The organism is Allorhizobium sp. nf9_anc, assembly GCF_056323085.1.
On record NZ_CM150481.1, the window covers coordinates 2522285 to 2548719 of the forward strand.

33 protein-coding genes are annotated in these 26435 nt (G+C 62.9%); 14 read left to right on the forward strand and 19 right to left on the reverse strand.

Annotated elements, in window-relative coordinates; translation table 11 throughout:
- Positions 1-11 precede the first annotated feature (11 nt).
- From AC02Y0_RS12270 to AC02Y0_RS12315, 10 genes are all read right to left on the reverse strand, one after another.
- Entirely contained in the window at positions 12-914 is a 903-nt protein-coding gene (locus AC02Y0_RS12270) for a DUF6456 domain-containing protein (RefSeq protein ID WP_476379194.1), read from the reverse strand.
- 16 nt (positions 915-930) lie between these two features.
- Positions 931-1374: a helix-turn-helix domain-containing protein gene (locus AC02Y0_RS12275; RefSeq protein ID WP_476379195.1), complete on the reverse strand. Its 444-nt coding sequence runs from the start codon at positions 1372-1374 to the stop codon at positions 931-933.
- A 217-nt stretch (positions 1375-1591) separates the two neighbouring features.
- On the reverse strand, positions 1592-2020 hold the full coding sequence (locus tag AC02Y0_RS12280) for a Ros/MucR family transcriptional regulator (protein ID WP_102021598.1): 429 nt from the start codon (positions 2018-2020) through the stop codon (positions 1592-1594).
- A 414-nt stretch (positions 2021-2434) separates the two neighbouring features.
- Positions 2435-2764 carry a monovalent cation/H(+) antiporter subunit G gene (mnhG, locus tag AC02Y0_RS12285; protein WP_102021599.1) on the reverse strand — a complete coding sequence of 110 codons (330 nt, stop codon included), beginning with the start codon at positions 2762-2764 and terminating at the stop codon, positions 2435-2437.
- Positions 2761-3168, reverse strand: coding sequence for a cation:proton antiporter (locus AC02Y0_RS12290; RefSeq protein WP_476379196.1), 408 nt, complete (start codon positions 3166-3168; stop codon positions 2761-2763). The genes mnhG and AC02Y0_RS12290 overlap by 4 nt, the downstream gene beginning before the upstream one ends.
- Positions 3168-3641 carry a Na+/H+ antiporter subunit E gene (locus AC02Y0_RS12295; protein ID WP_102021601.1) on the reverse strand — a complete coding sequence of 158 codons (474 nt, stop codon included), beginning with the start codon at positions 3639-3641 and terminating at the stop codon, positions 3168-3170. The genes AC02Y0_RS12290 and AC02Y0_RS12295 overlap by 1 nt, the downstream gene beginning before the upstream one ends.
- Positions 3638-5221 (reverse strand): Na+/H+ antiporter subunit D, encoded by a 1584-nt coding sequence (locus AC02Y0_RS12300; protein ID WP_476379197.1) that lies wholly within the window; start codon positions 5219-5221, stop codon positions 3638-3640. The genes AC02Y0_RS12295 and AC02Y0_RS12300 overlap by 4 nt, the downstream gene beginning before the upstream one ends.
- A 20-nt stretch (positions 5222-5241) precedes the next feature.
- Positions 5242-5619: a Na+/H+ antiporter subunit C gene (locus AC02Y0_RS12305; protein ID WP_112242120.1), complete on the reverse strand. Its 378-nt coding sequence runs from the start codon at positions 5617-5619 to the stop codon at positions 5242-5244.
- The gene (locus AC02Y0_RS12310) at positions 5619-6038 is read right to left on the reverse strand and encodes a Na+/H+ antiporter subunit B (RefSeq protein WP_102021604.1); all 420 of its coding nucleotides are present in this window, start codon (positions 6036-6038) and stop codon (positions 5619-5621) included. The genes AC02Y0_RS12305 and AC02Y0_RS12310 overlap by 1 nt, the downstream gene beginning before the upstream one ends.
- On the reverse strand, positions 6035-8440 hold the full coding sequence (locus tag AC02Y0_RS12315) for a putative monovalent cation/H+ antiporter subunit A (protein ID WP_476379199.1): 2406 nt from the start codon (positions 8438-8440) through the stop codon (positions 6035-6037). Before AC02Y0_RS12315 ends, AC02Y0_RS12310 begins: the two co-directional genes overlap by 4 nt.
- A gap of 302 nt (positions 8441-8742) precedes the next feature.
- On the opposite strand from AC02Y0_RS12315, the gene msrB reads away from it, so the two are divergent.
- A complete protein-coding gene (gene msrB, locus AC02Y0_RS12320; protein WP_102021606.1) occupies positions 8743-9156 on the forward strand; it encodes a peptide-methionine (R)-S-oxide reductase MsrB in 414 nt (137 codons plus the stop codon).
- A gap of 269 nt (positions 9157-9425) precedes the next feature.
- Complete coding sequence (locus AC02Y0_RS12325) at positions 9426-9821, forward strand: hypothetical protein (RefSeq protein WP_476379200.1); 396 nt, start codon at positions 9426-9428, stop codon at positions 9819-9821.
- 143 nt (positions 9822-9964) lie between these two features.
- Here AC02Y0_RS12325 and AC02Y0_RS12330 read toward each other — a convergent pair whose 3' ends face one another.
- Together AC02Y0_RS12330 and AC02Y0_RS12335 are read right to left on the reverse strand one after the other, a co-directional pair.
- Positions 9965-11254 (reverse strand): MFS transporter, encoded by a 1290-nt coding sequence (locus AC02Y0_RS12330; protein ID WP_476379202.1) that lies wholly within the window; start codon positions 11252-11254, stop codon positions 9965-9967.
- A 66-nt stretch (positions 11255-11320) separates the two neighbouring features.
- Positions 11321-11893 carry a nucleoside 2-deoxyribosyltransferase gene (locus AC02Y0_RS12335; protein ID WP_476384018.1) on the reverse strand — a complete coding sequence of 191 codons (573 nt, stop codon included), beginning with the start codon at positions 11891-11893 and terminating at the stop codon, positions 11321-11323.
- Positions 11894-12093: 200 nt separating this feature from the next.
- Between AC02Y0_RS12335 and AC02Y0_RS12340 the strand changes: the two genes are divergently transcribed.
- The 3 genes from AC02Y0_RS12340 to recQ all read left to right on the forward strand — a co-directional run bounded on the left by AC02Y0_RS12340 (position 12094) and on the right by recQ (position 14738).
- The gene (locus tag AC02Y0_RS12340) at positions 12094-12396 is read left to right on the forward strand and encodes a type II toxin-antitoxin system MqsR family toxin (protein ID WP_476379203.1); all 303 of its coding nucleotides are present in this window, start codon (positions 12094-12096) and stop codon (positions 12394-12396) included.
- Between the two features lie 2 nt (positions 12397-12398).
- Positions 12399-12806, forward strand: coding sequence for a type II toxin-antitoxin system MqsA family antitoxin (locus AC02Y0_RS12345; protein WP_476379204.1), 408 nt, complete (start codon positions 12399-12401; stop codon positions 12804-12806).
- A 72-nt stretch (positions 12807-12878) separates the two neighbouring features.
- The gene (gene recQ / locus AC02Y0_RS12350) at positions 12879-14738 is read left to right on the forward strand and encodes a DNA helicase RecQ (protein ID WP_476379205.1); all 1860 of its coding nucleotides are present in this window, start codon (positions 12879-12881) and stop codon (positions 14736-14738) included.
- A gap of 131 nt (positions 14739-14869) precedes the next feature.
- Here recQ and AC02Y0_RS12355 read toward each other — a convergent pair whose 3' ends face one another.
- The 3 genes from AC02Y0_RS12355 to AC02Y0_RS12365 all read right to left on the reverse strand — a co-directional run bounded on the left by AC02Y0_RS12355 (position 14870) and on the right by AC02Y0_RS12365 (position 16885).
- Entirely contained in the window at positions 14870-15295 is a 426-nt protein-coding gene (locus tag AC02Y0_RS12355; RefSeq protein WP_476379206.1) for a type II toxin-antitoxin system VapC family toxin, read from the reverse strand.
- Positions 15295-15537 (reverse strand): type II toxin-antitoxin system VapB family antitoxin, encoded by a 243-nt coding sequence (locus tag AC02Y0_RS12360; RefSeq protein WP_476379207.1) that lies wholly within the window; start codon positions 15535-15537, stop codon positions 15295-15297. Before AC02Y0_RS12360 ends, AC02Y0_RS12355 begins: the two co-directional genes overlap by 1 nt.
- 139 nt (positions 15538-15676) lie before the next feature.
- A complete protein-coding gene (locus AC02Y0_RS12365) occupies positions 15677-16885 on the reverse strand; it encodes a helix-turn-helix domain-containing protein (protein ID WP_476379208.1) in 1209 nt (402 codons plus the stop codon).
- Between the two features lie 50 nt (positions 16886-16935).
- Between AC02Y0_RS12365 and AC02Y0_RS12370 the strand changes: the two genes are divergently transcribed.
- The 3 genes from AC02Y0_RS12370 to AC02Y0_RS12380 all read left to right on the forward strand — a co-directional run bounded on the left by AC02Y0_RS12370 (position 16936) and on the right by AC02Y0_RS12380 (position 19850).
- Entirely contained in the window at positions 16936-17682 is a 747-nt protein-coding gene (locus tag AC02Y0_RS12370) for a hypothetical protein (RefSeq protein ID WP_476379210.1), read from the forward strand.
- Between the two features lie 274 nt (positions 17683-17956).
- Positions 17957-18994 (forward strand): NADP-dependent oxidoreductase, encoded by a 1038-nt coding sequence (locus tag AC02Y0_RS12375; protein WP_476379212.1) that lies wholly within the window; start codon positions 17957-17959, stop codon positions 18992-18994.
- Positions 18995-19175: 181 nt separating this feature from the next.
- The gene (locus AC02Y0_RS12380; protein ID WP_476379213.1) at positions 19176-19850 is read left to right on the forward strand and encodes a type 1 glutamine amidotransferase domain-containing protein; all 675 of its coding nucleotides are present in this window, start codon (positions 19176-19178) and stop codon (positions 19848-19850) included.
- 210 nt (positions 19851-20060) lie between these two features.
- Here AC02Y0_RS12380 and AC02Y0_RS12385 read toward each other — a convergent pair whose 3' ends face one another.
- Positions 20061-20564 carry an N-acetyltransferase family protein gene (locus tag AC02Y0_RS12385; RefSeq protein WP_476379215.1) on the reverse strand — a complete coding sequence of 168 codons (504 nt, stop codon included), beginning with the start codon at positions 20562-20564 and terminating at the stop codon, positions 20061-20063.
- A 134-nt stretch (positions 20565-20698) separates the two neighbouring features.
- Between AC02Y0_RS12385 and AC02Y0_RS12390 the strand changes: the two genes are divergently transcribed.
- The gene (locus AC02Y0_RS12390) at positions 20699-21178 is read left to right on the forward strand and encodes an ABZJ_00895 family protein (protein WP_476379216.1); all 480 of its coding nucleotides are present in this window, start codon (positions 20699-20701) and stop codon (positions 21176-21178) included.
- Between the two features lie 122 nt (positions 21179-21300).
- Positions 21301-21741, forward strand: a complete 441-nt coding sequence (locus AC02Y0_RS12395) for a hypothetical protein (RefSeq protein WP_476379217.1) — start codon at positions 21301-21303, stop codon at positions 21739-21741.
- 97 nt (positions 21742-21838) lie between these two features.
- Here the strand turns inward: AC02Y0_RS12395 and trhA are convergent, their stop codons facing one another.
- Complete coding sequence (trhA, locus tag AC02Y0_RS12400; RefSeq protein ID WP_102021617.1) at positions 21839-22498, reverse strand: PAQR family membrane homeostasis protein TrhA; 660 nt, start codon at positions 22496-22498, stop codon at positions 21839-21841.
- Positions 22499-22698: 200 nt separating this feature from the next.
- On the opposite strand from trhA, the gene AC02Y0_RS12405 reads away from it, so the two are divergent.
- Complete coding sequence (locus tag AC02Y0_RS12405) at positions 22699-23082, forward strand: MAPEG family protein (RefSeq protein WP_476379219.1); 384 nt, start codon at positions 22699-22701, stop codon at positions 23080-23082.
- 34 nt (positions 23083-23116) lie between these two features.
- Here AC02Y0_RS12405 and AC02Y0_RS12410 read toward each other — a convergent pair whose 3' ends face one another.
- Positions 23117-23560 carry a MarR family winged helix-turn-helix transcriptional regulator gene (locus AC02Y0_RS12410; protein ID WP_102021619.1) on the reverse strand — a complete coding sequence of 148 codons (444 nt, stop codon included), beginning with the start codon at positions 23558-23560 and terminating at the stop codon, positions 23117-23119.
- A gap of 259 nt (positions 23561-23819) precedes the next feature.
- Here AC02Y0_RS12410 and AC02Y0_RS12415 point away from each other — a divergent pair, with 259 nt between their 5' ends.
- The 3 genes from AC02Y0_RS12415 to AC02Y0_RS12425 all read left to right on the forward strand — a co-directional run bounded on the left by AC02Y0_RS12415 (position 23820) and on the right by AC02Y0_RS12425 (position 25536).
- Complete coding sequence (locus AC02Y0_RS12415; RefSeq protein WP_476379221.1) at positions 23820-24782, forward strand: MBL fold metallo-hydrolase; 963 nt, start codon at positions 23820-23822, stop codon at positions 24780-24782.
- Between the two features lie 188 nt (positions 24783-24970).
- Positions 24971-25195 carry an antitoxin MazE family protein gene (locus AC02Y0_RS12420; RefSeq protein ID WP_476379222.1) on the forward strand — a complete coding sequence of 75 codons (225 nt, stop codon included), beginning with the start codon at positions 24971-24973 and terminating at the stop codon, positions 25193-25195.
- Positions 25192-25536, forward strand: a complete 345-nt coding sequence (locus AC02Y0_RS12425; protein WP_476379223.1) for a type II toxin-antitoxin system PemK/MazF family toxin — start codon at positions 25192-25194, stop codon at positions 25534-25536. The genes AC02Y0_RS12420 and AC02Y0_RS12425 overlap by 4 nt, the downstream gene beginning before the upstream one ends.
- 102 nt (positions 25537-25638) lie before the next feature.
- Here AC02Y0_RS12425 and AC02Y0_RS12430 read toward each other — a convergent pair whose 3' ends face one another.
- A complete protein-coding gene (locus AC02Y0_RS12430; protein WP_102021623.1) occupies positions 25639-26424 on the reverse strand; it encodes an ATP-binding cassette domain-containing protein in 786 nt (261 codons plus the stop codon).
- Between the last annotated feature and the right edge of the window lie 11 nt (positions 26425-26435).

The window sequence follows — 26435 nt, forward strand, 5'->3', positions numbered from 1 at the left end:
GCCGAGCCAGACTACCCGATACGTGGCCGGAAATCGTCGTCGCCCCAGTGGCGCGGCCGGGCGTTTGGCGGCGGGGGCGCGTAGTGGCGGGCGAGTGCGAGAAGGGCTGCGCGCAGCATCAGCTTGGCGGAGCGGGCCGGCCATTGGCGTTCGCGCTCGACGGTTTCCAGGCCCTTGCCGAAGCAGCAGATGTCGAGCGCCACGCCTGACAGTTCCGGTCCCATGGCATCCAGAGCGCGATTGATGCGGGTTCTCGCGGCGATCCTGTTGTCGGCGAGTTCGACGGCTGGGGGCGGTGCGCCCTTGGCCCGGGCAGAGAGACGCGGCTGCCAGCTGGCGGTGATCCTGGGCTGGAGGCCGGCAAAGTCGAAATCGGCGGCGAGCCGTTCGCCGGCTGCCAGCGCATCCTTCGACAGGAAGGGCCGGCCGTCCTTTTCCTTCAGGCGCAGCAGCGGGAAGAGTGGCGATTCCTGCAGGTTGCGGCGCACCGGCTGCCGGCCTTCGGGCGTGACCAGCGTCTCGACCTCGATTGCGCGATGCTGGGTGGCGTGGGCCTCGTCGGGCATATCGCAGAGGTCCCGGCGCAGCCAGGCGGCCGTCTCGGCGGTCGCGGTGTAACCTTCGGCGGATGGTGTCAGCAGGCCCTCGGAGATCAGGCGGGCGAGAAGATCTTCTGTCGGCTGGTCGCCTGTCGGATCTTGCATCGCCGCCGGCTCGATCGGGCCTGACAGCGCGCGTCGGAGGATCTGGCGGATCTGCTTGCGCTCGGTGCGCGTCACTGTGGAGGCAAGGACGCCGGCTGAGGACATGGCGGGAGATGCGGGCGCTCGGCCTCGATCCACGGCAGTATGGCTGCCGGCCAGGTTGCCCGTTTCGATGCGGTTTTCGTTGATCTGGCTGTTCTTGTTGGTCATCGCTTCCCCCTCCCCTTCACACAGGCCGGCCGGCGAGCAGATGGACAGCGCTTGCCATGCGCTCGACGATGGCGACGAAGGTGTCGTAGGCGCGGTCGTCGCGGCGGTCTTCGACCATGCGGCAGGCGTGCCTAACCGTGGAGCGATCACGGCCAAAGGCATGCGCGACCTCTCCCATCGGCATGGAGTAAGCGACGTGGCAGACATACATGGCCACCTGCCGGACATGGCTGGTGGCGCGGCGGCCGGGATCCTGGTCGTGTTCGAGGCCGGTCGCGCGCAGCAGCTCCTCCGTCAACTGGCGGACGATCATGCAGAGCAGACGCCGTTCGGGGGTGAGCGGGCGGATACCGTCAGGGTCGAGTTCATCCAAGGCGATGTCTGCCGGGTCCCATTCGACGGCGTTCGCTGCAGAGAGGGCTCCGGGTGACAAAGGGGGAGATTGGGGATCGATGGCCATAGCTCACCTCGTAATAGGATATTCTTCCTATTCAAGCTAGCAAGTCTGGCGGGTTTGAGAACCCCATGATTTTAGGGTAATGGCAATTTCTTGAGGAGTCGCGGTCAATCTGCGCAGGGGACAAAGGAGATGTAGGTATATTTTCCTTGCGCCAGATATGACAAAGGCCGGTCAAAGACCGGCCCATATCGAGATCGCCGTCTTGACGGCAGAGGGCTTACTTGGCGCGCTTGCGGCGCTGGCCGAGGCCCATTTCCTTGGCGAGGCGCGAGCGCGCTTCGGCATAGGCCGGAGCAACCATCGGATAGTCGGCCGGCAGGCCCCACTTCTCGCGATATTCTTCCGGGGTCATGTTGTAATGGGTCATCAGGTGGCGCTTCAGCGACTTGAACTTCTGACCATCCTCGAGGCAGATCAGATAGTCGTCCTCGATCGACTTGCGGATCGGAACCGGCGGCTTCGGCTTTTCAACAACAGCCGGCACCGGGGTCGGCGAGGCAGTGTTGTTCAAGGCCTGATGGACGTCGGCGATCAAGTTTGTCAGATCGCTGACCTGGACCATGTGGTTGCTGACATAGGCCGCGACGATGTCGGCTGTCAGTTCCACGAGCAGCTGCTGGCTCGGTCCCTGCTGTACTTCACTCATTCACTTCTCCTGTTCTCATCCTGCGAGGATCCGCCGTCCCTCGTAGACAACATTCCACTTTCCTGCCCAACTGCTTACGCAGACAGACAAGATCAAACTCAGCCCCACAAAGATCACCAATCGTTCCGGCACGGTCCCCAAACCGTCCGTTTTTCTGTTCGCCGGCTTTGGAGAAGATCAGCTGAGTTTCGGCACTAAAACCGGCAACTCAACTTCGCCAACAGACCGGGAACGCAACAGGTCAGCGCCCTTGAGAGTGAATTAACATCCCGAGCGCAAATGTCCACCAGTTATTTCTACTAGATTTGACGGGTATAAATCTTTTTTATTAGACGTTGGTCCATGTTTGCAGTTCAATCAGACAGTTCCGATTTCAGAAAACACGCGAACTCAACCAGCAATACCCAATAATGATTATCTAATCATATCATCACGTGCCGATTTCGACCAAAGCCTGTATCCAACCTTGTGGGCGGAGCGGGCGAGAAGATGCGCGGAGATGGGTGCTGTCAAGATAAAGAAGACAATACCGGCCAGCGCACGGCCAAAGGTCGCGATATCTGCGGCGTGCAGACCGACGGCGAGGAGCAGAAGACCGGAGCCGACAGTGCCTGCCTTTGAGGCCGCATGCATGCGCGTGTAAAGGTCCGGCAGGCGGTTGAGACCGATCGCGGCGACCAGGGAAAACAGGGCGCCGCCGATCATCAGAACAGCGATGGCGATGGCTGCGAGGAGCGAGATCATTTGGCCTCCTTGCCGAGCGACTTGCCCGATTTTACTGCTTTGGTCTTTGCGGCGGCTTTCGACGTACCCTTTGTCGGTGCAGCCTTGGATACTGGAGGGCCGGCCTGGACCTCCTCCCCTTCTCCGACATAGCCACGCGCCAGGATGAAGCGGGCGAAGGCGACAGTCGCCAGGAAGCCGACGAGGCCAAGCGCAATGGCGATGTCGATGTAGAGCGTATAGCCGGTTCTAAGCGCAATGACGGCGATGAAGCCGATGACGATGCCGACCAGCATGTCGAGTGCGATGATGCGATCCGGCAGGGTCGGGCCGATCACGGCGCGATAGACGGTAAGCAACAGGGCGACGACGAGGATCGCAATGGCAGTGACGGAGGCGTATTCGACGATGAGTTCAGGGGTCATCAGGCAAAGGCCTCCATGATCTTCTTCTCGAAGCCTTCGGCGATGTCACGACGGGCGGCCTCGACGTCCGAGCAGTCGAGGGCGTGGACATAGAGCGTCTGGCGATCCTCGGAGACATCGACCGAGAGTGTGCCTGGTGTCAGCGTGATCAGATTGGCGAGCAGCGAAATTTCCCAGTCGCTCTTGACCGTCAGTGGATAGGCGAAGATGCCGGGCTTCAGATCCATGTTCGGGCTGAGCACGAGCGTTGCGACCTTCCAGGCGGACTTGGCAAGCTCGACCAGGAAGAGCAGGACGAGCGACAGGATGCGCCGCGCGCGGCTGGTATAGCCGGCGCCGACGAAGCGCTCGCGCAGCAGATAGAGCGTCAGCAGAGACAGGACGAAGCCGAAGATCAGGTTGAGGAGCGTGAAGCTGCCCGACACGGTGGCCCAGATCACCGCCATCAGGATGCTGATTGCATAAAGGCTCATCGGGCACCTCCTTCAGGGAAGACCGAGCGGATGTAGGTCGTCGGATCGAGCAGGCCGGACGCGGCATCCTGGGTGAGGACGATCAGGCTATCCGGGAAAAGGCCGAACCAGACCACGAAGCCGGTGAGGATGAGGATCGGCGCCATGCGCCATCGCTGAGCGCCGACACCGATTGCGGGCGCCGATGTCGCGGCCACATTCCCCTCGACCGCCACAGGGCGCCAGAAGGAGAAGAGGAAGACGCGGCCGAAGGCGATCGTCGTCAGGAAGCCGGAGATCAGTACGGAAGCCGCAAGCCACCAGGCGCCGATGTCGATGGATGCCTTGACCAGCAGCGCCTTCGGCCAGAAGCCCGAGAATGGCGGCAGGCCACTTGCGGCAAAGAACAGGGCAAGCGTTACGGCACTGAAGACGGGGGCAATCGTCCAGAGACCGGCGACCCGATCGAGACGGTAATGGCCACCGATACGGGCGATCTCGCCGCCGACGAGGTAAAGGGCCGTCATCAGCAGGATCGAATGCAGGGCGTAGAAGATCGCCGCACCAACCGCGAGATTGCTGCCGATCGCAATACCGACCATCATGTTGCCGATGCCGGCCACCACAACGAAGCCGAGGAAGCGGCGGATGTCGTTCTGGGCGAGCGCACCCATGGCGCCGAGCAGCATGGTGAGGGCGGCGACCACGGCGATGACGAGGCTCAGCGCCTCACGCTCAACCGGGAACAGCATGACCACGACGCGCAGCAGCGCATAGACGCCAACCTTGGTGAGCAGGCCGGCGAACAGGGCCGACACGACGACGCGTGGCGTGTGATAGGAGGCCGGCAGCCAGAAATTGACCGGGAAGGCTGCGGCCTTCATGGAGAAGGCAAGAACGAAGAGCGCCGTCAGTGTCATCAGCGGCGCGGTGTCGGCATAGTCCCGGACCTTCATGGCGATGTCGGCCATGTTGAGCGTGCCGAAGATGGCATAGAGATAGCCGACCGTGATCAGGAAGAGCGTCGTCGCCATCAGGTTGAGGACGGCATATTTTAGCGCACCGTCGATCTGCTCGCGCTCGGATCCGAGGATCAGGAGGCCGAAGGACGAGATCAGCAGGACTTCGAACCAGACATAGAGGTTGAAGATATCGCCGGTGAGAAACGCACCGCAGACGCCGGCCATCAGCAGCATCAGGAGCGGATAGAAGCCGTAGCGGCGGCCGCTGGTACTGATCTCGACATGGGCATAAAGCGCGCCGCAGAAGGCAACGATGGCGGCCGCTAGCGCCATCAGCGCGCCGGTCAGATCGACCGTGATCGCGATTCCGAAGGGCGGCAGCCAGCGGCCCATCATCATCGTGATCGGGCCATCGGCCATGACCTGCATCAGCAGCAGCACATTGTTGAGGACGAGCAGTGCCAGACCGGCCAGCGCCACCGGCGGATGCCAGTGGGTGCGATGGCGGATCATCATCAGGATGGCACCGACGGCGATGCAGAGCGCCATGGGGGTGACCGCCAGCCAGTGGGCAGCCGTCATCGGCTCCATCACATAGGCGCTAGCGTAATCGGCAGGTGTCGTTGTGGGGGCAGCCATGAGGTCCTCGTGTCTCCTGCTCAGTAGCCGCTCGGCGGCAACGGATCGTCCAGCGGCTCGGCGACGCGCATTTCACCCGTGTCGTCGGTGCCGAGGTCCTGATAGGCGCGGTAGGTGAGCACCAGCAGGAAGCAGAAGAAGGAGAAGGAAATAACGATCGCCGTCAGGATGAGAGCCTGCGGCAGCGGATTGGCAGTGCCGGCCGGCAGCACGTCGACCCCACCGGGGATGATCGGCGGGATGGCAGGCGTCAGGCGGCCGGCTGTGAAGAGCAGCATGTTGACGGCATTGCCGAGCAGGACGATGCCGAGCAGGATCCGGATGATCTTCTTCGACAGCATCAGATAGACTGCGGCGGCAAAGAAGATGCCGACGACGAGTGAGAAGATGACTTCCATCAGCCGTCATCCCTTTCTTCAAGTGCAAGTGCGATCGAGGCAAACGTGCCGACGACCACGAGATAAACGCCGATGTCGAAGGAGATCACGGTGGCGAGCGGCACTTCGATGCCGGCAAGGCTCGGATAGATCCAGATGCCGGTCATGAAGGGGTAGCCGAGCGGCGCGGAGATCACGCCCGAGAGGGTCGAGACCAGAAGGCCGAAGCCCGCGATCGACATCGGATGAAAGACCATGGCGCGGCGCACGGCCTGGACGCCAAAGGCGATGCCATACATGGCAAAGGCTGCCGCGCCGATCAGGCCGCCGATGAAGCCGCCACCGGGCTCATTGTGGCCGCGGAGCAGCACGAAGATCGAGAAGATCAGCATCAGCGCCGTCAGAAAGGGCGCGAAAGTGCGGAAGATCAGAGTGTTCATGAGCGCTTGCCACCTTTCGTCTTGGACGGACGCACCACTTCGGCGGACGCATCGGTCGGCGCCATGACCGGTGCTGCCGGTGCGCCGCCGACGCGGATGCGGATCAGGGCGAGGATAGAGAGACCGGTGATCATCACGACCGCGATCTCACCCAGCGTATCGACGCCGCGGAAGTCGACGATGATGACGTTCACCACATTGGCGCCGTGGGCGATGATCTTGGAATGCTCGGAGAAGAAGGCCGAGAGCGAGCCATCGAACGGGCCTGCCGTCGAGGCGGCGAGCATGAGGGCAAAGCCGAGGCCGCAGGCGATCGCGAGCGAGCCATCCAGCAGGCGGGCCACCATGGGCCGGTGATCCGAGGGCGAGAGCTTGAGCCGGGTCATGGCCAGCGCCAGGATGACGACCGAGAGCGTTTCGACCATGAACTGGGTAAAGGAGAGATCCGGCGCGCCATAGAGCAGGAAGATGACGGCGACGGCGAAGCCCTGGATGCCGAGGCAGACGATTGCGGTCAGGCGATCCTTGGCGGTCAACACCGCGATCACCCCGATCACGGCAATGGCGAGGATCGCCATTTCATGGAAGTCGAATTCTGCCGGCATGGCGAGGTTCATCGGCAATTCGCCATAGAGGATGGGCGTTGCCAGAAGCACGATCGCGACGAAGATGAAGGAGAGCGTGATGTAGGTCTCGAGCTTTCCGTTCTGCACGAAGCGGGTGACGCGGGTCGAGAGCTGCACCAGGCCGCTGACAAAATGGTCGAAGCCGCGATCCGGGCTGATGCCAAGGCCAGTGACGAGACGGTCGACGGCGGCGCGCAGACGGTCGAGGCTAAGATAGAGAACGACGCCAAGGATCACTGTCAGCACGGAGAGTGCCAGAGCCGCACCGAGGGACGGGATGAGGCTGATGCTGACGGACTGCAGTTCGCCATCCACGGCGGATGCCATAGGCGAGGAGATGAAGCGATGGGCGATGCCGGAGAAGAGTGCGCCGGCAAGCGACAGGACGGCAAGCGTCAGCGGTCCGAGCCAGAGGAGCACGGGGCCTTCATGGGCGTGCTTGGGCGTATCACCCTCTTTGCCGATGAAAGGCTTGAGGCCGACGGCAAAGGCGATGACGAACATCAGCGCATTGCCGATGACGGCGACAGCCGTGAAGAGGATGGCGCGCGGACTTGTGCCCGCCAGCGCATAGTAGATCTCTTCCTTGGCGAGGAAGCCGAAGAGCGGCGGCAGGCCTGCCATCGAGATGCCCGACAGGATGGCGGCGGCAAAGGTGATCGGCATCAGCTTGCGCAGGCCGCCGAGGCGGGTGATGTCGCGGGTTCCGGCTTCATGATCGATGGCGCCGGCGACCATGAAGAGCGCGCCCTTGAAGAGCGAATGGGCGACAAGATAGAGCACCGCAGCCTCGACCGCATGTTCGGTATCGAAGCCGGTCAGCATGACGAGCAGGCCGAGCGAGGCGACCGTCGTATAGGCCAGCATCAGCTTCAGATCCGTCTGGCGCACAGCCATCACCGAGCCGACCAGAAGCGTGATGCCACCGAAGAAGGGCAGCAGGATTTCCCAGGCAGGCGTTTCGCCCATGACCGGATTGAGGCGCATCAGCAGATAGACGCCGGCCTTCACCATCGTCGCCGAATGCAGATAGGCCGAGACCGGGGTCGGCGCTTCCATCGCGTTCGGCAGCCAGAAATGGAACGGAAACTGCGCCGACTTGGTGAAGGCGCCGCCGAGCACCAGAAGAAGGGCTGCGAGATAGAAGGGGCTTTCGCGCAGCGCATCGCCGGTGGACAAGAGCAGCGAGAGCTGGCTCACACCGGTGATGTTCCAGATGAAGATCATGCCGGCGAGCAGGATGAGGCCACCGCCGCCGGTGACGACCAGCGCCTGCAGGGCCGCACGGCGCGAGGCTTCGCGGGTGTGATCGAAGCCGATCAGCAGGAAGGAAGTGATCGAGGTGAGCTCCCAGAAGACGAAGAGCATCAGGAAGCTGTCGGAGACCACGAGGCCGAGCATGGCGCCCATGAAGAGCAGGATGAAGCCGATGAAGCGGCCCTGCTGCGGATGGCCCTTCATATAACCGCCGGCATAGAGCACGATCAATGCACCGATGCCGGTGATCAACAGCGCGAAGGTGAGCGACAGACCGTCGAGGAACCAGGAGAAGGAGAGATTGAGGCTCGGCACCCAGGCGAAACCGCCGGTCACCCGCTCGCCCGCGGCGATTTCCGGCAGGAAGCCTGCGAAGTGGGCGAAGGCCAGTGCCGGTGCGAGCGCCAGCAGCCAGGCGGCATTGGCTCCTGTTCGGGCCGTGAGCCAGGGTGCCAGAAGAGCGGCGGCGAAGGGCAACAGCATCGCGACCCAGGTCAGGTCGCTCGTCAACTCAGGCATTCCATCTCCCCGTGGGCATCGGATCGGGTCTCGATCATCTGTCGATACAAGGTGCGACCGTGTTAGGACAAGCCAACCTTCGTCTCAAGCAAAAACGGACATTCGCGCCTTCACGGACGCGTCAACCCACGTTTCGGTGAAAAGGGGCCCATGTATTTCAGCTTTGCGTGAAAGGACGGGCCGCGCCAGACGACCAAAGGCATGAGAGGGACAATTGCCGCTCGGCATGGCGCACCCTATCTATAGTGCAACATCGGACGGGCTTTGCTTGTCGCCCGTCCGCCGCTCACAAGGAGAACATCATGACCGCTTCCACCACCGCTCCGAAGATCGTCAAGTCGGATGCCGAATGGCGCGACCAGCTGACGCCGGAGCAATACCGGATCCTGCGCGAGCACGGCACCGAGCGCGCCTTTACCGGCCCTTACTGGGATAACTTCCAGAAGGGCCTCTATAGCTGTGCGGCCTGCGACGAGCCGCTCTTCGTCTCCGACACCAAGTTCGACGCCGGCTGCGGCTGGCCGAGCTATTTCGAACCGGTGAAGCCGGATGCCGTCACCGAACATCGCGACACCGCCTTCGGCATGGTGCGCACCGAAATCCGCTGCGCCAATTGCGGCGGGCATCTGGGGCATGTGTTCCCGGATGGGCCGAAGCCGACGGGTCTGCGCTACTGCATCAACGGGCACTCGATGGTGTTCACGCCGATCGAGTGAGCGGGCTACCCTCGCCTTCGAGGGGGAGGGTCGGAGCGGAGCTCTGGGGTGGGGTGAACCCTGTGCGCGCCGGTCACCCCCACCCGCCGCTTTGCGGCGACCTCCCCCCTCAAGGGGGAGGTGAAGCTCTCGTCAGTTGCAGCGCAGCAATATCTCCAGCCCACTTTTGGTTGTGGACACCACAGCCGTTTGCCCAAGTCTGCGATCTTTGGCTTTGACGAAGCGCGACCAATGCGACACCCGGGATACATTCACAACTGGGGGTCAGCATGAAAAAGTCTATCGCAATCACTGTGGCAATCGCTGCAGCCTTCTCGTCTTGCGCCAGCAAACCATCCGAGATCGAGGCAGCCTATGTCTCGCCGGCACTCTACGAGAGCCTTTCCTGTGATCGACTGCGCGAAGAAGCGACGGCCGTTTCGGCCCGCGCGATCGCTGCCAGCGGCGCGCAGCAGAAGAAAGCCGACAATGATGCGGTCGCTGTCGGCGTGGGACTGGTCATCTTCTGGCCAGCGCTGTTCTTCGCCAAGGGCGACGGGGCATCGGCAGCCGAAGTGGCGCGCCTGAAGGGTGAAATGAAGGCGATCGAGATGGCGTCGATCAAGAACAATTGCGGAATCCGTTTCGAAGATCCGAGCGCGCAGCCGGCGAAGAAGAAGCCGTAACGGGGCAAACACCCTCCCCTTCAAGCGGGAGGGTCGGAGCGCAGCTCCGGGGTGGGGTGGTGGGTTGCGGCGTCTTCGCCGCCCTGCCCCTCATCCGCCCTTAGGGCACTTTCTCCCCACAGGCGGGGAGAAGGACGCACCCCTCACCGCCCGTCGAATGCGGCCAGCGCCTTTGGCGATACGCGGTTCCAGATGCCGATCAGCAGCAGGGCGGAGAGGACGGCTCCAAGCGCGAAGGGCATGGCGAGGGCCTGGGCGCGGGGGATGAAGGTCTCGGCGGCGCTGACGCTCGCGCCTGCCATCAGCATGCCGACCGGCATCGTGCCAAGCCCGAAGAAGCGGTAAACGCTGTTGACCCGGCCCAGCAGATGCGGCGGGATGAGGCGCTGGCGCAGCGATACCGTGATGATGTTCCAGACCATGCCTGTGACGGCCGACAGCGCGAGAGCCGCCCAGACCAGCACCGGCACGGGCAGGAACAGGACGACCAGCGCCCAGATCAGGCAGCCGGCAATGGTTGCGCGCAGGCAGGCCGACGCGCCCAAGCGGCGGATGATGCTCTCGCCCAGCAAGCCGCCGAGCAGCCCGCCCGCCGCAAGGCCTGTCAGGAGCAGGCCATATTCAGCCGAATTCAGGCCCATGACCTCCTGCGCATAGAGGACCAGCCCCATCAGCAGCATCACGTCGATGGCATTCAGCACGCCGAGCCCGATCGCGAGATCGCGCAATAGCGGGCGCGCGAAGAGATAGCGGGCGCCCTCACGGATCTCGGCGATCCAGGGACGCGGCTCCGGCCGGTGTGTCTTGAACGTGCCGGGGATCGACAGGATGAGCAGGCCCGCAAAGGCGAAAGCGAGGCCATAGAGACCGAAGGCCAGCGGCAAAGCGAGCCCGATCACCAGCCCGGCCAGCGGCGGGCCGATCATCATGTTCATCACGGTCTCGACGCTGCCCATGCGACCATTGGCGGTTTCGAGCCGCGCATGGGGGACAATGGATGGCAGCAGCGTGACGGCGGAATTGTCGCGCAAGACTTCGGCGAAGCCGACGACCAGAGCCGAGAGGAGCAGCAGGCCGTAAAGCAGGTCGGCTGGGAAATCCTCGACAGGCGCCTCGGGCAAGAGGCCGGGGATCAGCATTGCCGCCGCGAGTGCTGCCAGCGTGACAAAACGCAGGAGATCCATGGATATGACGAGCCGCCGCCGATCCAGCCGGTCGGTGATCACGCCCGACGGCAGGGCGAAGAGGAACCAGGGCAGTTTCTGCGCGACGCCGACCAGCGCGATCGCCAGGGGATCGCGGGTGATCAGCGAGGCAAGCCAGGGCCACGCGACGACGCCGATGCCATCGGCCAAGTTGGCAAGGCCGCTCGACAGGAGCAGGCGATGGAAGTTGCGGCCGAGGGACGGCTTCGGCGTCACATTGTGATTCAAGGGGTGTCTCCGGTCGGGCGGCACAAGCGTGACGGCAGATAAAGCAGAGGCAGCAAGCCCCTGAATTCAGACTCTTTCCGCCAGCGCCTTCAAGCATTGCTCGAAGGCCGTGAGGTCGGTGAAGAGCGTGGCTGGATCAGCCGCATGGACACAGACCGGGCCGCCGCGGCGGGCGACGCCGCCATGCAGCATGAGGTTTTCGATCATGTCGAAATCCTCCAGCGAATGGCCGTCCGGCCCGCGCATGCGGCCTTCGGCATCACGGCTGAGCGCGCCGCCATACCAGGCGAACGTGCGCTGATAATGGGTCTCTGCGACATTGGTGTAGCAGGCCACGATCTTGCCCGCGCCGCACATATAGCCGAGTTCGAAGACGGTGCCGGGATCGGCGGCGATGCCGCGAAACGGGGTCAGATTGGCAATGACGACATCGGCGCGGTTCATGAAGCTCTCGTCGATCTCGGAAATGTTGAGACCGAACTCGTGCTTGGTCGGGGCCGGCGGGATGGTGAGGTCACCGGGGCAGATCGGCTCGAAGCCATAGGTGCGGGTGAGCGCTGCCTTGGCATCAAGCACGGCGCGGGCATCGGGCAGGAAGACTTCGGGGCCGGCGAGATAGAGTTTCAGGGGCGAGGACATCAAGGGAGGATCCGGGTGGTTGGGAGTGGGTGATGAGGAGCAGCCGGAGGGCGGGCTGGCAAGGGTGGGCCAACCCAGAGACCGCGATGTGCACAGGGTTTCGGCGATGTCGCGTAGTAACGGCGATCGCAGCGGTCGGACCCTGCTCGACTGAAAAGGTACTGCCTTGTAAAATTTACCCTCAAAGGGTAATTTAAACCATGGAGAAGCGGATCGCTCATCATGACCTGGCTGCCGTGATCCTGCTGGTACGGACAAGAAAGGTCGCGGCATTCACAAAGACGGCGCTCGACGGCGGACGACAGATGGGATTGACCGTGGCCGAGATGGTAGAGGCGGTCTGTACGCTGACGGCGCGGGACTTCTTCAAATCGATGACAACCTATGCCGACAGCCGTGTGTGGCAGGACGTCTATCACGCCGACACACCGGCAGGAAAAGCCTACGTGAAGATAACGATGCGGGTAGACGGCGCACCTGTGATCCAGTTCAAGGAGTTGTAGACATGGGCACAGATTGCATCAGTTGCGGTTCTGTTGGAACGATGGTTCGCTTCGAGAACGCAACGTACCAGGTGAACTTTCGTGACTTGAAGACAGATGTCGGAGGGCTCTCGGGGTTTCGCTGTGGCACTTGCGGCGAGATCGAATTCGATGCCGACAGCGCGGAGCGCTATGCGGCCGCGGGCGACTCCTTGGTCTTGCAAGCGAGGCGAGAAGTGGGCGAGGAGCTACGCCGCATTCGCAAGAAGCTTGGGCTCAATCAGGCAGAGGCATCGGCCCTGACGGGCGGCGGACACAATGCCTTTTCGCGCTACGAAACAGGCAAGGTGGTCCCGGCTCCTGCAGTGATCAACCTCTTTCGCATGCTGGATCGGCATCCTGATGAGCTTCGCAGCCTGAAGCGCGCTTGATATCCCATCATCCGGGGAGAAGCCGGCCGCCCCCTGTGGCCATCCCCTCCCCTGTCGGCTAAACCTTGCCCCATGCCGACTCACTCCCTGACCGACCCGTTGTTTTCCGACCAGGCTCAAGAGAGCCCGCTTGCCGTCTTGAAGCGCGTCTATGGCTATCCGGCGTTTCGCGGGCGGCAGGCGGAGGTGGTCAGCCATGTCGTGTCGGGTGGCGATGCGGTGGTGCTGTTTCCGACGGGGGCTGGCAAGTCGCTGTGTTTCCAAGTGCCGGCGCTCTGCCGGCCGGGCGTCGGCGTGGTCGTTTCGCCGCTGATTGCCTTGATGCGCGACCAGGTGGAGGCGCTGAAAGGTCTGGGTGTCAGGGCCGCCGCGCTGAATTCGACGCTGTCGCGCGAGGAATATGTCGAGATCCGCCGGGCGCTCGATCGCGGCGAACTCGACTTTCTCTATGTGACGCCGGAGCGGACTGCGACACCGGGTTTCATCGAGATGATGCAAGGGGTGGAGATCGCGCTCTTTGCCATCGACGAGGCGCATTGCGTCTCGCAATGGGGGCATGACTTCAGGCCTGAGTATCGCGAACTCGGCAAGCTCACCGACCTCTTTCCCGGCGTGCCGCGCATGGCGCTGACGGCAACCGCCGATCCGCATACGCGGGAAGACATCATCGAGCGGCTGCGGCTCGACAGCGCGGAGGTCTTCACCACCTCCTTCGACCGGCCGAACATCGCCTATGAGATCGTCGAGCGCGACCAGCCGCGCCAGCAGCTCTTGCGTTTCCTGTCGCGCCACAAGGGTTCGAGCGGCATCGTCTATTGCCTGTCACGCGCCAAGGTCGAGGAGATCGCCACTTGGCTCGACGATCAGGGTATCAGGGCGCTGCCCTATCATGCCGGCATGGACCGTGCGCTGCGCGACGCTAATCAGGATGCGTTCCTGAAAGAAGAAGATCTCTGCCTCGTGGCGACCGTCGCCTTCGGCATGGGCATCGACAAGCCGAATGTGCGCTATGTCGCGCATCTCGACCTGCCGGGGTCTGTCGAGGCCTATTACCAGGAGACGGGGCGTGCGGGGCGCGACGGACTGCCATCCGAGGTGTGGATGGCCTATGGCATGGCCGATGTCATCCAGCGCGGGCGGATGATCGACGAAGGTGGCGCCGCCGACGAGATCAAGCGGGTGGAGCGGGCGAAGCTTAACGCGCTGCTAGCGATCTGCGAGACGCCGGGCTGCCGGCGGCAGGCGATCCTCAAGCATTTCGGCGAAGCGCATTCCGGCGGCTGCGGGAATTGCGACACCTGCCTGAAACCCGTCGAGACCTGGGACGGGCTGGACGCGGCGATCAAGGCACTGGCGGCGATCTACCGGACCGGCGAACGTTTCGGCACCGGGCACCTGATCGACGTGCTGCTCGGCACCGAGAACGACAAGACGCAGCGCTTCGGGCACTCTGACATGCCGGTCTTCGGGGCGGGCAAGGATCTGCCGTCGAAGACCTGGCAATCGGTGTTTCGCCAGTTGCTGGCCGCCGGATATGTCAGGGTCGACCATACGACGTTTGGCGCGCTGAAGCTTGAAGAGACGGCACGGGCCGTGTTCAAGCGGGAGGTGGAGGTGCGCTTCCGCAAGGACCGACCGACCACGGGCAAGGCAGCACGAGGTGCAGCTTCGTCCCGCACCGCCCAGGCCAAGGCCGGGCTCGACCAAGCGGATCAGGAATTGTTCGAGGCGCTGAGGGCGAGACGCATGGAGCTTGCCCGCGAACAGGCGGTGCCACCTTACGTGATCTTCCCCGATACGACGCTTGTCGCACTCGCCACGGAGCGGCCGATGGACGACGACGAAATGCTCGGCATTTCCGGCATCGGGCAGTCGAAGCTGGAACGCTATGGCGATGCGTTTCTCGAGGTGATCACGGCCTATTCGCGGTGAGTTTTTGGCCTTCCCTGGGATGGGAGGGGCGGAGTGAAGCGCCAGGGTGGGGTGAACTTCGAGGGGACGACTTTGGTCACCCCCAGCCGCGCATTCCGCGCGACCTCCCCCCTCAAGGGGGAGGTGGGAGTTTACCAACCGAGATCGGTGTGGACGAAGTCATCACCCTTGTAGGCGATCCTGGACTTCGAGGCTGCGGCACAGGCGTAGGTGAGGCAATCGCCGAGGTTCAAACGCGCCGGATGGTTGACGATCTTTCCGAACTGCTTGGCAGCGTCCAGCGCCTTCGCTCCGATGTCGCCCGTCACATCGATTTCGCGGGCTTCGAGATCCGCAATGAACTGGTCAACAAGGCGGCGTGCCGTCGCGACCATGTCCGGGGTGGCCGGCGTGTCGCTGGCCGCCAAGCGGCGCGCAATGGAAAGCGTCGCCTCAAGCCGCATGATGGCGGAGACGTAGAATGGGCCGCCCTGCCGCTCCAACTGCTCCATCAGGGCATCGGCATCGTCTTCCCGAGTGATGATCGCGACGGCGACGGAGGCATCGATGAAGAGCATCAGCCGGCCTCGTCCCAAATGTCATCTGTTTCCTGCTTGTGGTCTCCGGGATGAAAAGGACCCGCAGCCTCGGCCATGGCGAGGGTCTTGGCCAGCCGGTTACGCATCGACAATTTCGCCTTGCGGCTGGCGATCGCGTCTTTCAGTGCTTCCCTGACGGCATCGACCTTGCTCGTTTGCGTGAGGCCGATCAGTTCGGTGGCAAGCCGGTCCACTTCGGGGTCCTTAATGTAAAGCGGCATGGCAGCATATCCTCTCGAGGGCTTTATCATATCCTCGAAGAGAGATTGATTCCAGTGTGGTGAAGCTGCGGGGTGGAGTGAACCTTTCAGAGGGCGCTTTTGGTCACCCCCACCCGCGCGTGCCGCGCGACCTTCCCCCTCAAGGGGGAGGTGGGAGTGCACGTCGGCGCCAGTCGCTTGGGTTCTCGCCCGTTACGCGCAGGAATTCGCGGTTGAAGTTGGACTTGGTCATGAAGCCCGCCTCAAAGAGGATGCGGGTGACCGGCAGATCAGTGTCGGCGAGCAGGCGGCAGGCCTCGGTGATGCGGTGGTTGTTGACGTAGTGGGAGACGCTGACGCCGTGGACGCGGTTGACGGCTTCCGAGACGGCACGGGCGGGTGTGCCGAGGCGGCGGGCGAGACGGGCGAGGTTGAGGTCGGGATCGGCCCAGAGGCGTCTTTCCGTCATCAGGCGATCGAGATCGGCAGCGAGGCGGCGATGGTCGTCCGTGGCGGATTTTGTTGAGGCCGGAAGATTGGCCGGCGAATGTGGTGTTTCGAAGCCATGCCCGTCATCAGGCGCCTCTCCCTCTCCTGCTTCTTCCTCTCCCACCTCTTCCTGGCCAGCGGTCACGGCGCCGATGCCGAGCAGGAGCAGGATGAGCGTCGTGGCCGCCGAGACGACCATCGGTGAATAGCGGCCGCCGGACCAGAGCATGTCGAGACTGATCGCGACATCGGTGATGGCCGAGGCGATGAGCGCGAGGCCGGTCAGTTGCAGCGCGCGGTAGGAGCGCAAGGCACCATCGAGGCGGGCGGCGAGCAGACCGTCGGGACCGAGGCGTGCGAGCCAGAGCAGCGCCAGACCATAACCGAAGAAATTGGCGATGATGACGAGATCGACCGGCGCACGACCGATCACGAGGAAGATCAGCGTCGCCAGCATTGGCAGAAGATGCGGCCAGTCCGTCCAGGAGAGGCCCGGGCTTTCCCGGGTGAGATCGCGGAAGGCGAGGAAGGACAGCGCCGGCACCAGGCTCGCCATGACAGGCAGAACCGGCAGCACCGCCATCACCCCATAGCCCCAGCGCAGGCCGACCAGCAGGCTCTGCACGACATAAAGCGCAAGCAGCGCGAGAAAGAGGCCGTTGCGGCTCCAGCTCTCGCTGCCCTCGCGCAGCAGTCGCACGAGAAAGACGGCGAGGAACAGGGCAACGAGAAAGGAGAGCGGGACGAAGAGCATGCGGGCGTTTTCAATGTGGGGAGATCGGAATGGGATGCCGCGACCATGACCGAAAGCGCGATCCCGGTCGACCCGGATCGTGATCGAGGTCGCGGATGATGTGCCCCAGGCAGCAGATGGAGGCATCGAAACCGGCCTGCCGATGCGGCACGGCCAAAGCTCAAGAGGTGAATTCCATGCGCAAGAAGACGATCTTTCTCTCCATCCTCGGCGGCCTTGTCGGGCTCGCGATCCTTGATGGCAGCGTGCAGATGATCCAGGCCAGCGAGGCGATCTCCGGCCCTGTTGACCTTACCGGCGTGACACAGCTTTCAGTGACGGGGGCGGCCAGCGATATCAGCATCTCGACCCGGGGCGATGGCGCTCGGGAGGCGGTGCTCTCCGGCACGCGGCATGGCTGGGGCGCGATCTGGCGCTCGGGCTGGTTTGCCGGGGGCTGCGCCGGACAGGCGCGGATGACGCGTGACGGCGCGACACTGACGGTCGACATGGGCGACCGGGGCGGCTTCTTCGGCTGGAACGACTGGGACGAATGCACACTGACCTTCACGGCAGAGCTTTCGCCCGAGGCGCGGGTGTCCATCCGGCAGAATGCCGCGCGCATGCAGCTTTCGGGGGACTTTGCGGAGATCGATGTAGAGAGCGATGCGGGCGACTTTGCCTTTACAGGACATGCGGCGACTGTTGCGGTCTCCGGGGCGGCGCTGCGCGCCAAGCTCGCCTTCGAGCGGGTGATGAATACGGAGGAAATCCGGATCTCGGGCAAGATGCTCGACGCATCGCTGCGCTTCCTGACGCCAACGCCGATCAGCTACGGCGTCGATGCGGTCGCGTCCTATGTCGACAGCGCCTTGCCGAACACGCCGGGGGCAAAACCGTCAATCTCCATCCGGGGCGAGATGGTGCATGCGACGATCCGGTGACTCGGGATTAGCGGCATTCAGAGGGCGTCGGATTGCTCCGGCGCCCTCTGTGTTCTGGGCTCTCCTCGCAGGAGACATCCCGCCGGAAGGCTGGCTTCATGGCCATGGCGAAGCGTCATCACCGCGACAGGATGGCATGGAACAACGGTCGGGGCGTGCCGTTGTATGGAACATCGAGGGTGCTCTGCGGTCTTCACGCAAGAGATGACCAGCCCAAGCGCTGCAGCCGATGGCGGCAGGGCGAGAGACCCGATCCCGAATACAGGAGATATCCATGCCCCAAGCGACCACCACCAATCGCCGTTTCGTCCTGGCCGAGCGCCCGAAGGGCGAGCCGGATGAGCGGACACTGCGGCTGGAGACGGCGGATATTCCCGAGCCCGGCGACGGCCAGATGCTGCTCCGCACCGTTTTCCTCTCGCTCGACCCTTACATGCGCGGGCGGATGAGCGATGCGCCGTCTTATGCGGCACCGATCGAGATTGGCCAGACCATGGTGGGCGGCACGGTTTCGCGTGTGGTCAAATCCCGGAATGAGGGTTTCAGCGAAGGCGACTGGGTAGTCGGTTTTACCGGCTGGCAGGATTACGCGTTGTCCGACGGCAAGGGCGTGACATCGCTCGGCGCAGCCCCTTCGCATCCCTCCTGGGCGCTCGGCGTGACCGGCATGCCGGGCTTTACCGCCTGGTCGGGTCTAAAGCAGATCGGCCAGCCGAAAGCGGGCGAGACGCTGGTTGTCGGCGGTGCGACGGGGCCTGTGGGCGCGACCGTGGGCCAGATTGGCAAGATCCTCGGCCTCAAGGTCGTCGGCATTGCCGGCGGCCCGGACAAATGCGCCCATGCGGTCGAGACGCTCGGCTTTGATGCCTGTGTGGACTACAAGGCGGACGACTTTGCCGAGCGGCTGAAGGCGGCAACAGACAATGGCATCGACATCTATTTCGAGAATGTCGGCGGCAAGGTTTTCGACACAGTTGCGCCGCTCCTGAACACGGCTGCGCGCATTCCGCTCTGCGGCTTGATTGCGCAGTACAATGCGACGAGCCTACCCGATGGCCCGGACCGCCTGAGCTGGCTGATGGGCATGTTCCTGAAAAAGCGCATCACCGTGCGCGGCTTCATCGTCTTTGACGATTTCGGGCATCTCTATCCCGAATTTGCCAAGGAGATGGCCGGCTGGGTTGAGGCCGGCAAGATCAAGTATCGCGAAGAGATGATCGACGGGCTGGAAGAAGCACCCCGTGCTTTCATCGGCCTGCTGCGCGGCGAGGCTTTCGGCAAGCGGGTCATCCGCGTCGGGCCGGACGACTAATCCTGGCGACGGATCCTTCGAGGCCCTCGCTCTGCGAGGTCACCTCAGGATGAGGGCGTCTGCGGCCGGCACACATATTTCCCCTCATCCTGAGGCGCCCGGCACAGCCGGGCCTCGAAGGGCGAGGCCCCCGATCACGGACATGAACACCCGATCAACACAACACAAAGGACTGACACCCATGAAAATCCTGATGGTTCTCACCTCCCACGACCAGCTTGGCGATACCGGCAAGAAGACCGGCTTCTGGCTGGAGGAATTTGCAGCTCCCTATTACGTGCTGAAGGATGCGGGCGCCGAGATCACGCTCGCCTCGCCGAAGGGCGGCCAGCCGCCGCTTGATCCGAAGAGCGACGAACCGGATGCGCAGACCGAGGCGACCGACCGGTTCAAGGCGGACCAGATGGCGCAGCAGCTGCTCGCCTCGACCACGCCGCTCTCGCATATCGATCCCGCCGATTTCGACGCCGTCTTCTATCCCGGTGGCCATGGCCCGCTCTGGGATCTCGCCGAAGACAAGGACAGCATCGCCCTGATCGAGGCCTTCGCCGCCAAGGACCGACCGGTCGCCACCGTCTGCCACGCGCCGGGCGTTCTGCGCCACGTGAAGGGTCGGGACGGGAAGCCGCTTGTTTCGGGCAAGAAGGTGACCGGTTTCACCAATTCGGAAGAAGAGGCCGTCGGCCTGACGGAGGTCGTGCCCTTCCTGGTCGAAGATATGCTGCAGGAGCGCGGCGGACTTTATGAAAAGGGCGCCGACTGGAGCGTGCATGTCGTCACCGACGGCAAGCTGGTCACCGGCCAGAACCCGGCCTCGTCGGAAGAGGCGGCCAAGGCGCTGCTCAAGCTGCTGTAAGGCAATGGGTCCACCCTCCCCTTGAGGGGGAGGTGGGTGGTTTGGCATCCCCTCATCCTGAGGTGCCTGCGTCAGCAGGCCTCGAAGGATCGAGGCCGGGATGCCTCCACCCGCCCTCGTCCTTCTGATATCGCTTCGCTCCCACCTCAGGATGAGGGCTGAACGTTCGCGCGGAGATTCCACCCTCCCCTCAAGGGGGAGGCGGAAGCCTCAGTCGAGCTTCAGCTCCATCATCGTCAGGTCCAGCCAGCGGCCGAATTTCTGGCCGACTTCGTGGTGGGTGCCGACGAGGCGGAAGCCGAGGCTTTTGTGGAGGGCGATGGAGCCGGTGTTGCCGGCTTCGATGGCGGCGACCATGACGTGGATGTGGCCCGCCCTCGCGCGCTCGATCAGGGCCGTCATCAGCGCCTTGCCGAGGCCGCGGCCGTAAAAATCCTTCTCGACATAGACGGAATGCTCGACCGTGTGGCGGAAGCCGTCGAAGGCGCGCCAGTCGCCATAAGAGGCGTAGCCGGCGATGCGGCCGTCGATTTCGGCGACCAGGATCGGGAAGCCGCGCGTCTGGCGCAGCTCGAACCAGGCCTTTCGGTTGTCGAGGTCAACCAGGGTCTCGTTCCAGATCGCGGTGGTCTCGGCGACGGCGTGATTGTAGATGTCGAGGATGGCCGGCAGATCGGCTTGCGTTGCGTCGCGGAGGATTGGGAGCATGGTCATGATTGGACTTTTGCAGTTTGCAGCGGAAAAGGCGCCGCGCGAGACGATGATGTGACGGGCGATACTTCGCCGCGTCGACACATCGGGCAACAAGGGGCTAAAGGCAAGACCACGACAGACGGAAAACAATCATCATGACCTCACTCCTTCCCGGCCTCCTGACACGCTTCACCGTCGTCTTCATCGGCGCGCAGCTCTTCATCTATCTGCTGGTGCTGGTGCTCGATCGCTTCGGCTGGGGCGACAGCCTGTCATCGGCCGGCAATGTGGCGGTGCTGATCGCAGCAGGTTCCTCGGCCGGCAGCTTTGTTGCCGAACGGCTGAAGGCAAGGCCGAGCTGGGGGATGAGCCTCAAGCTTTCCGCCCTGCTCGCCGTCGTCGCCGTGCTGCTCGGCGGGCTCATCCTCGTCGGCGTGGTCATGATCAACGGGATCACCGGGGCAGAGCTTGAGATGCTTGCCGGCCAGATGGACATGACGCCGATCACGGCGGCACTGGTGCTGGCGGGTGTTTCGCTGGCGCTCAGTTTTCCGGTGACGCTGGCGGGCTTCCGCATCGGGGCCGGTCAGGTCGCAAAGCACCTCGAAAAGCAGGCGAAGCTGACGGAGATCTGAGTACGGTGCGGCGAGCATAGAAGTATGTAAGTCCGCTTGAGGCTACCTCTGCTTGCCGCTGACACAACCATAGGCAAATATCCGCATATTAAGCATTCGAATCGGCGGGGAGACATTCGCCAATGCCCAGCTTCATCGGATCCATGGCGATGCGGTTCTTCTTCATCAACCTTGGCTGTGCCATCGTCGTGCAGGTTGCGGTTGATCATTTCGCTTCACCGACATGGCAACAATCCATTGTTCGGAACGCGAGCCTCCTCATTCCATTCTTCATTGGGGGATATTGGTCAGGATGGTTCTTCCATCGGAGCACGGGGCGTTCGTCGGACTGGACCGAAGCGTGGACTTCAGGTGCAGTGCTCGCCTTGATCTTCGTAGCCACAATCTGGCTTTCCGCAGTTGTCTACCTAACGACGGGCCAGGAAATCGCTATCGGTAAACGTGCCTGGGCGACGGGACCAGTTGCGGGGATTTTTTACTCGCTGTTCTTCTATCCGGTGGCTTGGCTCGGTCTCTCTTCGATGCTGCATTCAGCTTCCAAGGCATTCGCGGTCAAGGCGTGATCGCTGCGAAACGCATACTCTTGTACCTGGCGGCATTGGCCTAACCGGCCTCTGCCTCAGAACTGTTTTGCTGGAAGCAAACCGCCGAATGCGCCCCTCAGCCGAGGCTGATCGCCGTAAACACAGCCGAGTAATGCACGATGGCGGCTGTTACCACGAAGGCGTGCCAGATGGCGTTCTGGAAGCGCAGGCGTTCCCAGACATGGAAGACGACGCCGGCGGAATAGATGCAGCCTCCGACGATGATCAGGGTCAGCGTGACGCCCGGGATGATTTCCGAGAGCGGGCCCATGGCGAGCGCGCCGCTCCAGCCCATGCCGAGATAGAGCAGAATGGCGAGGCGGTCATAGCGGCCGGGGAAGCGGAATTTCAGCCAGATGCCGGTAAACGCCGTGATCCAGATGCCGATGAGCAGCGCCAGGATCAGCGGGCGATCGGCGCCCTGGACGAGGAAGGGCGTGTAGGTCGAGGCGATCAGGATGAAGATCGCAGAATGATCGAAGCGGCGCAGGATCCACTTCACGCGCGAATGCGGCCACATATTGTAGGTGAAGGAGACGCCGAGCGAGATGATCAGACCAAGGCCATAGATCCAGCTGGCGGCGATATTGGCATAGTCGGAATAGACGGTCGCGTAGAAGATCAGCGCAGTCGCGCCGACCAGCGCGAAGACGACACCGATGCCATGGATGATCCCGTCGGCGACCAGCTCATGCAGGTCGTAGGCGCGGCCAAACTTGAAGTTCTCGGTATTCATCTGGTCTCTTCGTCTTTTCTCAGGGGGCGTCGGTTTCGGGTGGCGAAGCAATGCTCGGGATGATGGCGGAAATGGCCCGGTCTCACAAGCGGTGCTGACTTCACAAACGCACCGTGATCGTAACCTTCCTTGCTTGCGCAATCGTGACACGGCGCCTACCAATCAATGGTTACCATGCCAATTTGTTGCCGAGAAAAATCATGCGCTTCACCATCCTTGCGACCTTTTCCGCATTGCTCACCTATTGCTGGTTCCTGCTGAAAGTCGGCCAGGCGCGCCGCAAGTTTGGCGTAGAGGCACCGAAGACGACCGGCAATGCGGATTTCGAGCGGATCTTTCGCGTGCAGCAGAACACGGTGGAGCAGATGGTGCTCTTCCTGCCGTCGCTCTGGATCTTCGGCTTTTACGTGTCCGATATGCTGGCCGGGCTGCTCGGCCTCGGCTGGACCGCGGCGCGGGCGCTTTATGCGGCCGAGTATTACGACGATACGAAAAAGCGTGGGCCGGGGGCCGCACTCACGTTTCTGATCGGCATCGTGCTTCTCGTGGGCGGGACGATCGGGGCGCTGATCCAGGGGGCCTGAACGCCTTCAAGGCTCAGGGATCAGGGATCAGGGATCAGCGGCTGTCGCCGACAAGCACCTTGCGCAGCGACTGAAGCGTTTCGACGAGGTTTTCGTCATCGATGAAGCGCGGGCCGACCAGAGCCTTCAAATCCTCGTTCAGGCGGTCGGCGACCGGTTTCAGCGCGATGCCCTTCTCCGTCAGATGGACATTGACCTGGCGCTCGTCGATGCGCGAGCGGCAACGGGTGAGTAAGCCTGCCTGCTCCAGGCGCTTGATCAGCGGGGTGACCGTGCCGGATTCCAGCGCCAGCCGTTCGGCAAGCTGCCCGACGGTGAGGCGATCTTCGGCCCAAAGCAGCCGCATTGCCAGATATTGCGGATAGGTGAGATCAAGCTCTTCCAGCAGCGGGCGATAGGCGCGGGTGAAGGCAAGCGAGGTCGCATAGATGGCAAAGCACAGCTGGTGGTCCAGGCTCTTTTCATCCTTGTCCGCCATGCGTCCGTCTCCATCCGGGTGCCGCGCCCTTCACCGACCGGGCTGGTCACCGCCTGCACTGACAGCATCCTGTCATCGGCAGGTGGTATAGGCTGGGCGACCCGACACAGGCAACCTCAAAGCAACTTATATCACGTCAGGCGACATTTCGACTTGTGCGCAAATCTCTCGCGTGACAGATATGTTCGCGCAACCTATTGCGCGCGGTGCCCGCGCGACGGAACTGGTGCTCCGAGCTATCTCGAATGGGAGATCTACCATGCTGATCAATCGTCGTTCCCTGCTGCTGACCGGGGCTGCCGCCGGCCTTGGCGCTGCCCTTTCCACCTCGGCATTTGCCGCAGCACCGCTTGCGGGTGTCCAGGCGCCGGGCTTCTATCGCCGCAAGGTCGGAAGCCTCGAAATCACCGCCCTGCTCGATGGCTTTGCCCCGCTGTCGGTCGACAATTTCTCCGGCGCTGACAAGGCCGACCTCGTCGGCATTCTCAACCAGGCCGGCCTCACCGAAAGCCTGCCGACCTCGGTCAATGCCTTCGTCATCAATTCCGGCGAAAAGACCTATCTCGTCGATACCGGGCTTGGTGCAAACCAGATGTTCGGCCCGACGCTTGGCCGCACGGTCGCGAACCTCGCTGCCGCCGGCATCACGCCCGACCAGATCGATGCGGTGATCCTGACCCATGCGCATCCCGACCATGCCGATGGCCTGGTCGGCGCGGATGGCGCGGCAATCTTTGCCAATGCCGAACTCGTTCTGCACGAGAAGGAAGCAGGCTTCTGGCTGGATGACGGCGCCCTGTCCAGCGCCCCCGACGGCCTGAAGCCGATGTTCGATCTCGCCCGCAAGGCGCTGAAGCCCTATGAGGCGCGCACGCGTCTGGCAAAGGATGGCGAGATCTTCCCGGGCGTCGAGATGATCCTGTCTGCCGGACATACGCCCGGTCACAGCATCCTGCGCGTCGCCTCAGGCGCCGACCAGATGCTGATCGTCGGTGATACCGTGCACAATGCGGCGATCCATGCCGTGAAGCCGGATGTCGGCTTTGCCTTCGACATGGATCCCGCCGAGGCAGCCGCCAGCCGTCGCCGGATCTTCGACATGGTCTCGGCCGACAACATGCTGATCGCCGCCACCCATATCGCCTTCCCGAGCTTCGGCCGGATCTTCGTTGATGGCGACCACTACCGCTTCCAGCCGGCGGACTACGCATACACACTGTAAGGCATCGCGCTGACGCGAGTGCGAATGGCAAAACAGATGGAACCGGGCCTTGTGCCCGGTTCTTTACGTTGGGGCGGACGGTGTGCATCGTGACATGTTAGGCGGAGGGCAGAGCGTATATCGGGGCACCTTGGCGTGATTGCATGTACGTGATAGGTTACATGTAACCATGCTTGTAGGAGCCTTACATGACATCGGCATCCAAGCCTAAGTCGTCACGCATCAAGGTCGCCGAGCATCGCCAGCGGCTGCGTGCCCAGGGATTTCGTCCCATCCAGATCTGGGTGCCGGACATCCGCTCGCCTTCCTTCAAGGCGGAAGCCAGCCGGCAGTCGTTGGCTGTCGCCAAAAGCGAGCAGGCAAAAGCCGACCAAGACTTCATCGACGCGGTTTCCGACTGGACCGATGAATGAGACGCGGAGATATCTGGACGGTGGCCGGGGGCAATGACTATGCCGGAAAACCGCGCCCGGCGGTCATCGTGCAAGACGACAGTTTTGACCAGACTGGGTCGGTCACCCTATGCGCCTTCACCTACGACGAGACCGAAGCGCCTTTGTTCAGGCTCCCGGTCCTCCCGACCACCGGCAATGGCCTGCGGCAGCCCTCTCGGCTGATGGTGGACAAGATCACGACGGTTTCGAAATCCAAACTCGGTGAGTGGGTCGGGCGACTGGATGACGAGGACATCGTACGGCTTAATCAGGCAATGCTTGTCTTTCTCGGACTGGCGGGGCCTCAGCGCCAAAGGTGACCGGTTAGGCTACCGACTTCGGCGTGCGTAACAGTGGCGCCCCAAAACGAAAACGAGGGAGCTTAACGCCCCCTCGCCTGTCTCACGTCACTGTCTCTTGGCTCACGCCGTCTGCATGGCGCCCGGTCCCGGAACTGCACCCGGAGGGCACTTGCCGAGGATGATCATGCCGAGCACTTCGTCCTTGGTGACATCCTCGGTGCGGGCGTGGCCCACGACGCGGCCGTTCTTCATGACGAAGACGCGGTCCGCAAGGTCGAAGACGTCGTGGATGTCGTGGCTGATCAGGAAGATGCCGATGCCGTCCTTCTTCAGCTGCTGGATGAGCTCGCCGACCTGGGCGGTTTCCTGGGGCCCGAGGGCGGCCGTCGGTTCGTCCATGATCAGGATCTGGGCGTCGAAGAGGATCGCACGGGCGATCGCCACCGACTGGCGCTGACCACCGGACAGAGCCTTTACCGGCTCCTTGAAGCGCTGGAAGTTGGGGTTGAGACGCCCCATGACTTCGCGGGCCTTGGCTTCCATCGCGACGTCGTCGAGCGTGCCCCAGGCGGTGCGCAGCTCGCGGCCGAGATAGAGGTTGGCGGCGGCATCGACGTTATCGGCGACGGCGAGCGTCTGGTAGATCGTCTCGATGCCATACTTCTTGGCGTCGCGCGGGTTGTTGATATCGGCGAAATCGCCACGGACCAGGATGTCGCCGTTGTCGCGCTTGTAGGCGCCCGACAGGATCTTGATCAGGGTCGACTTGCCGGCACCGTTGTGGCCGAGCAGTGCCACGACTTCACCTGGGAAGAGGTCGATCGAGGCATCATCGACGGCGTGAATGCCGCCGAAGGAGATGGAAACGTTGCGCATTTCCACGAGGGGGGTACGATTTTCCGACATGAGTTCAACTC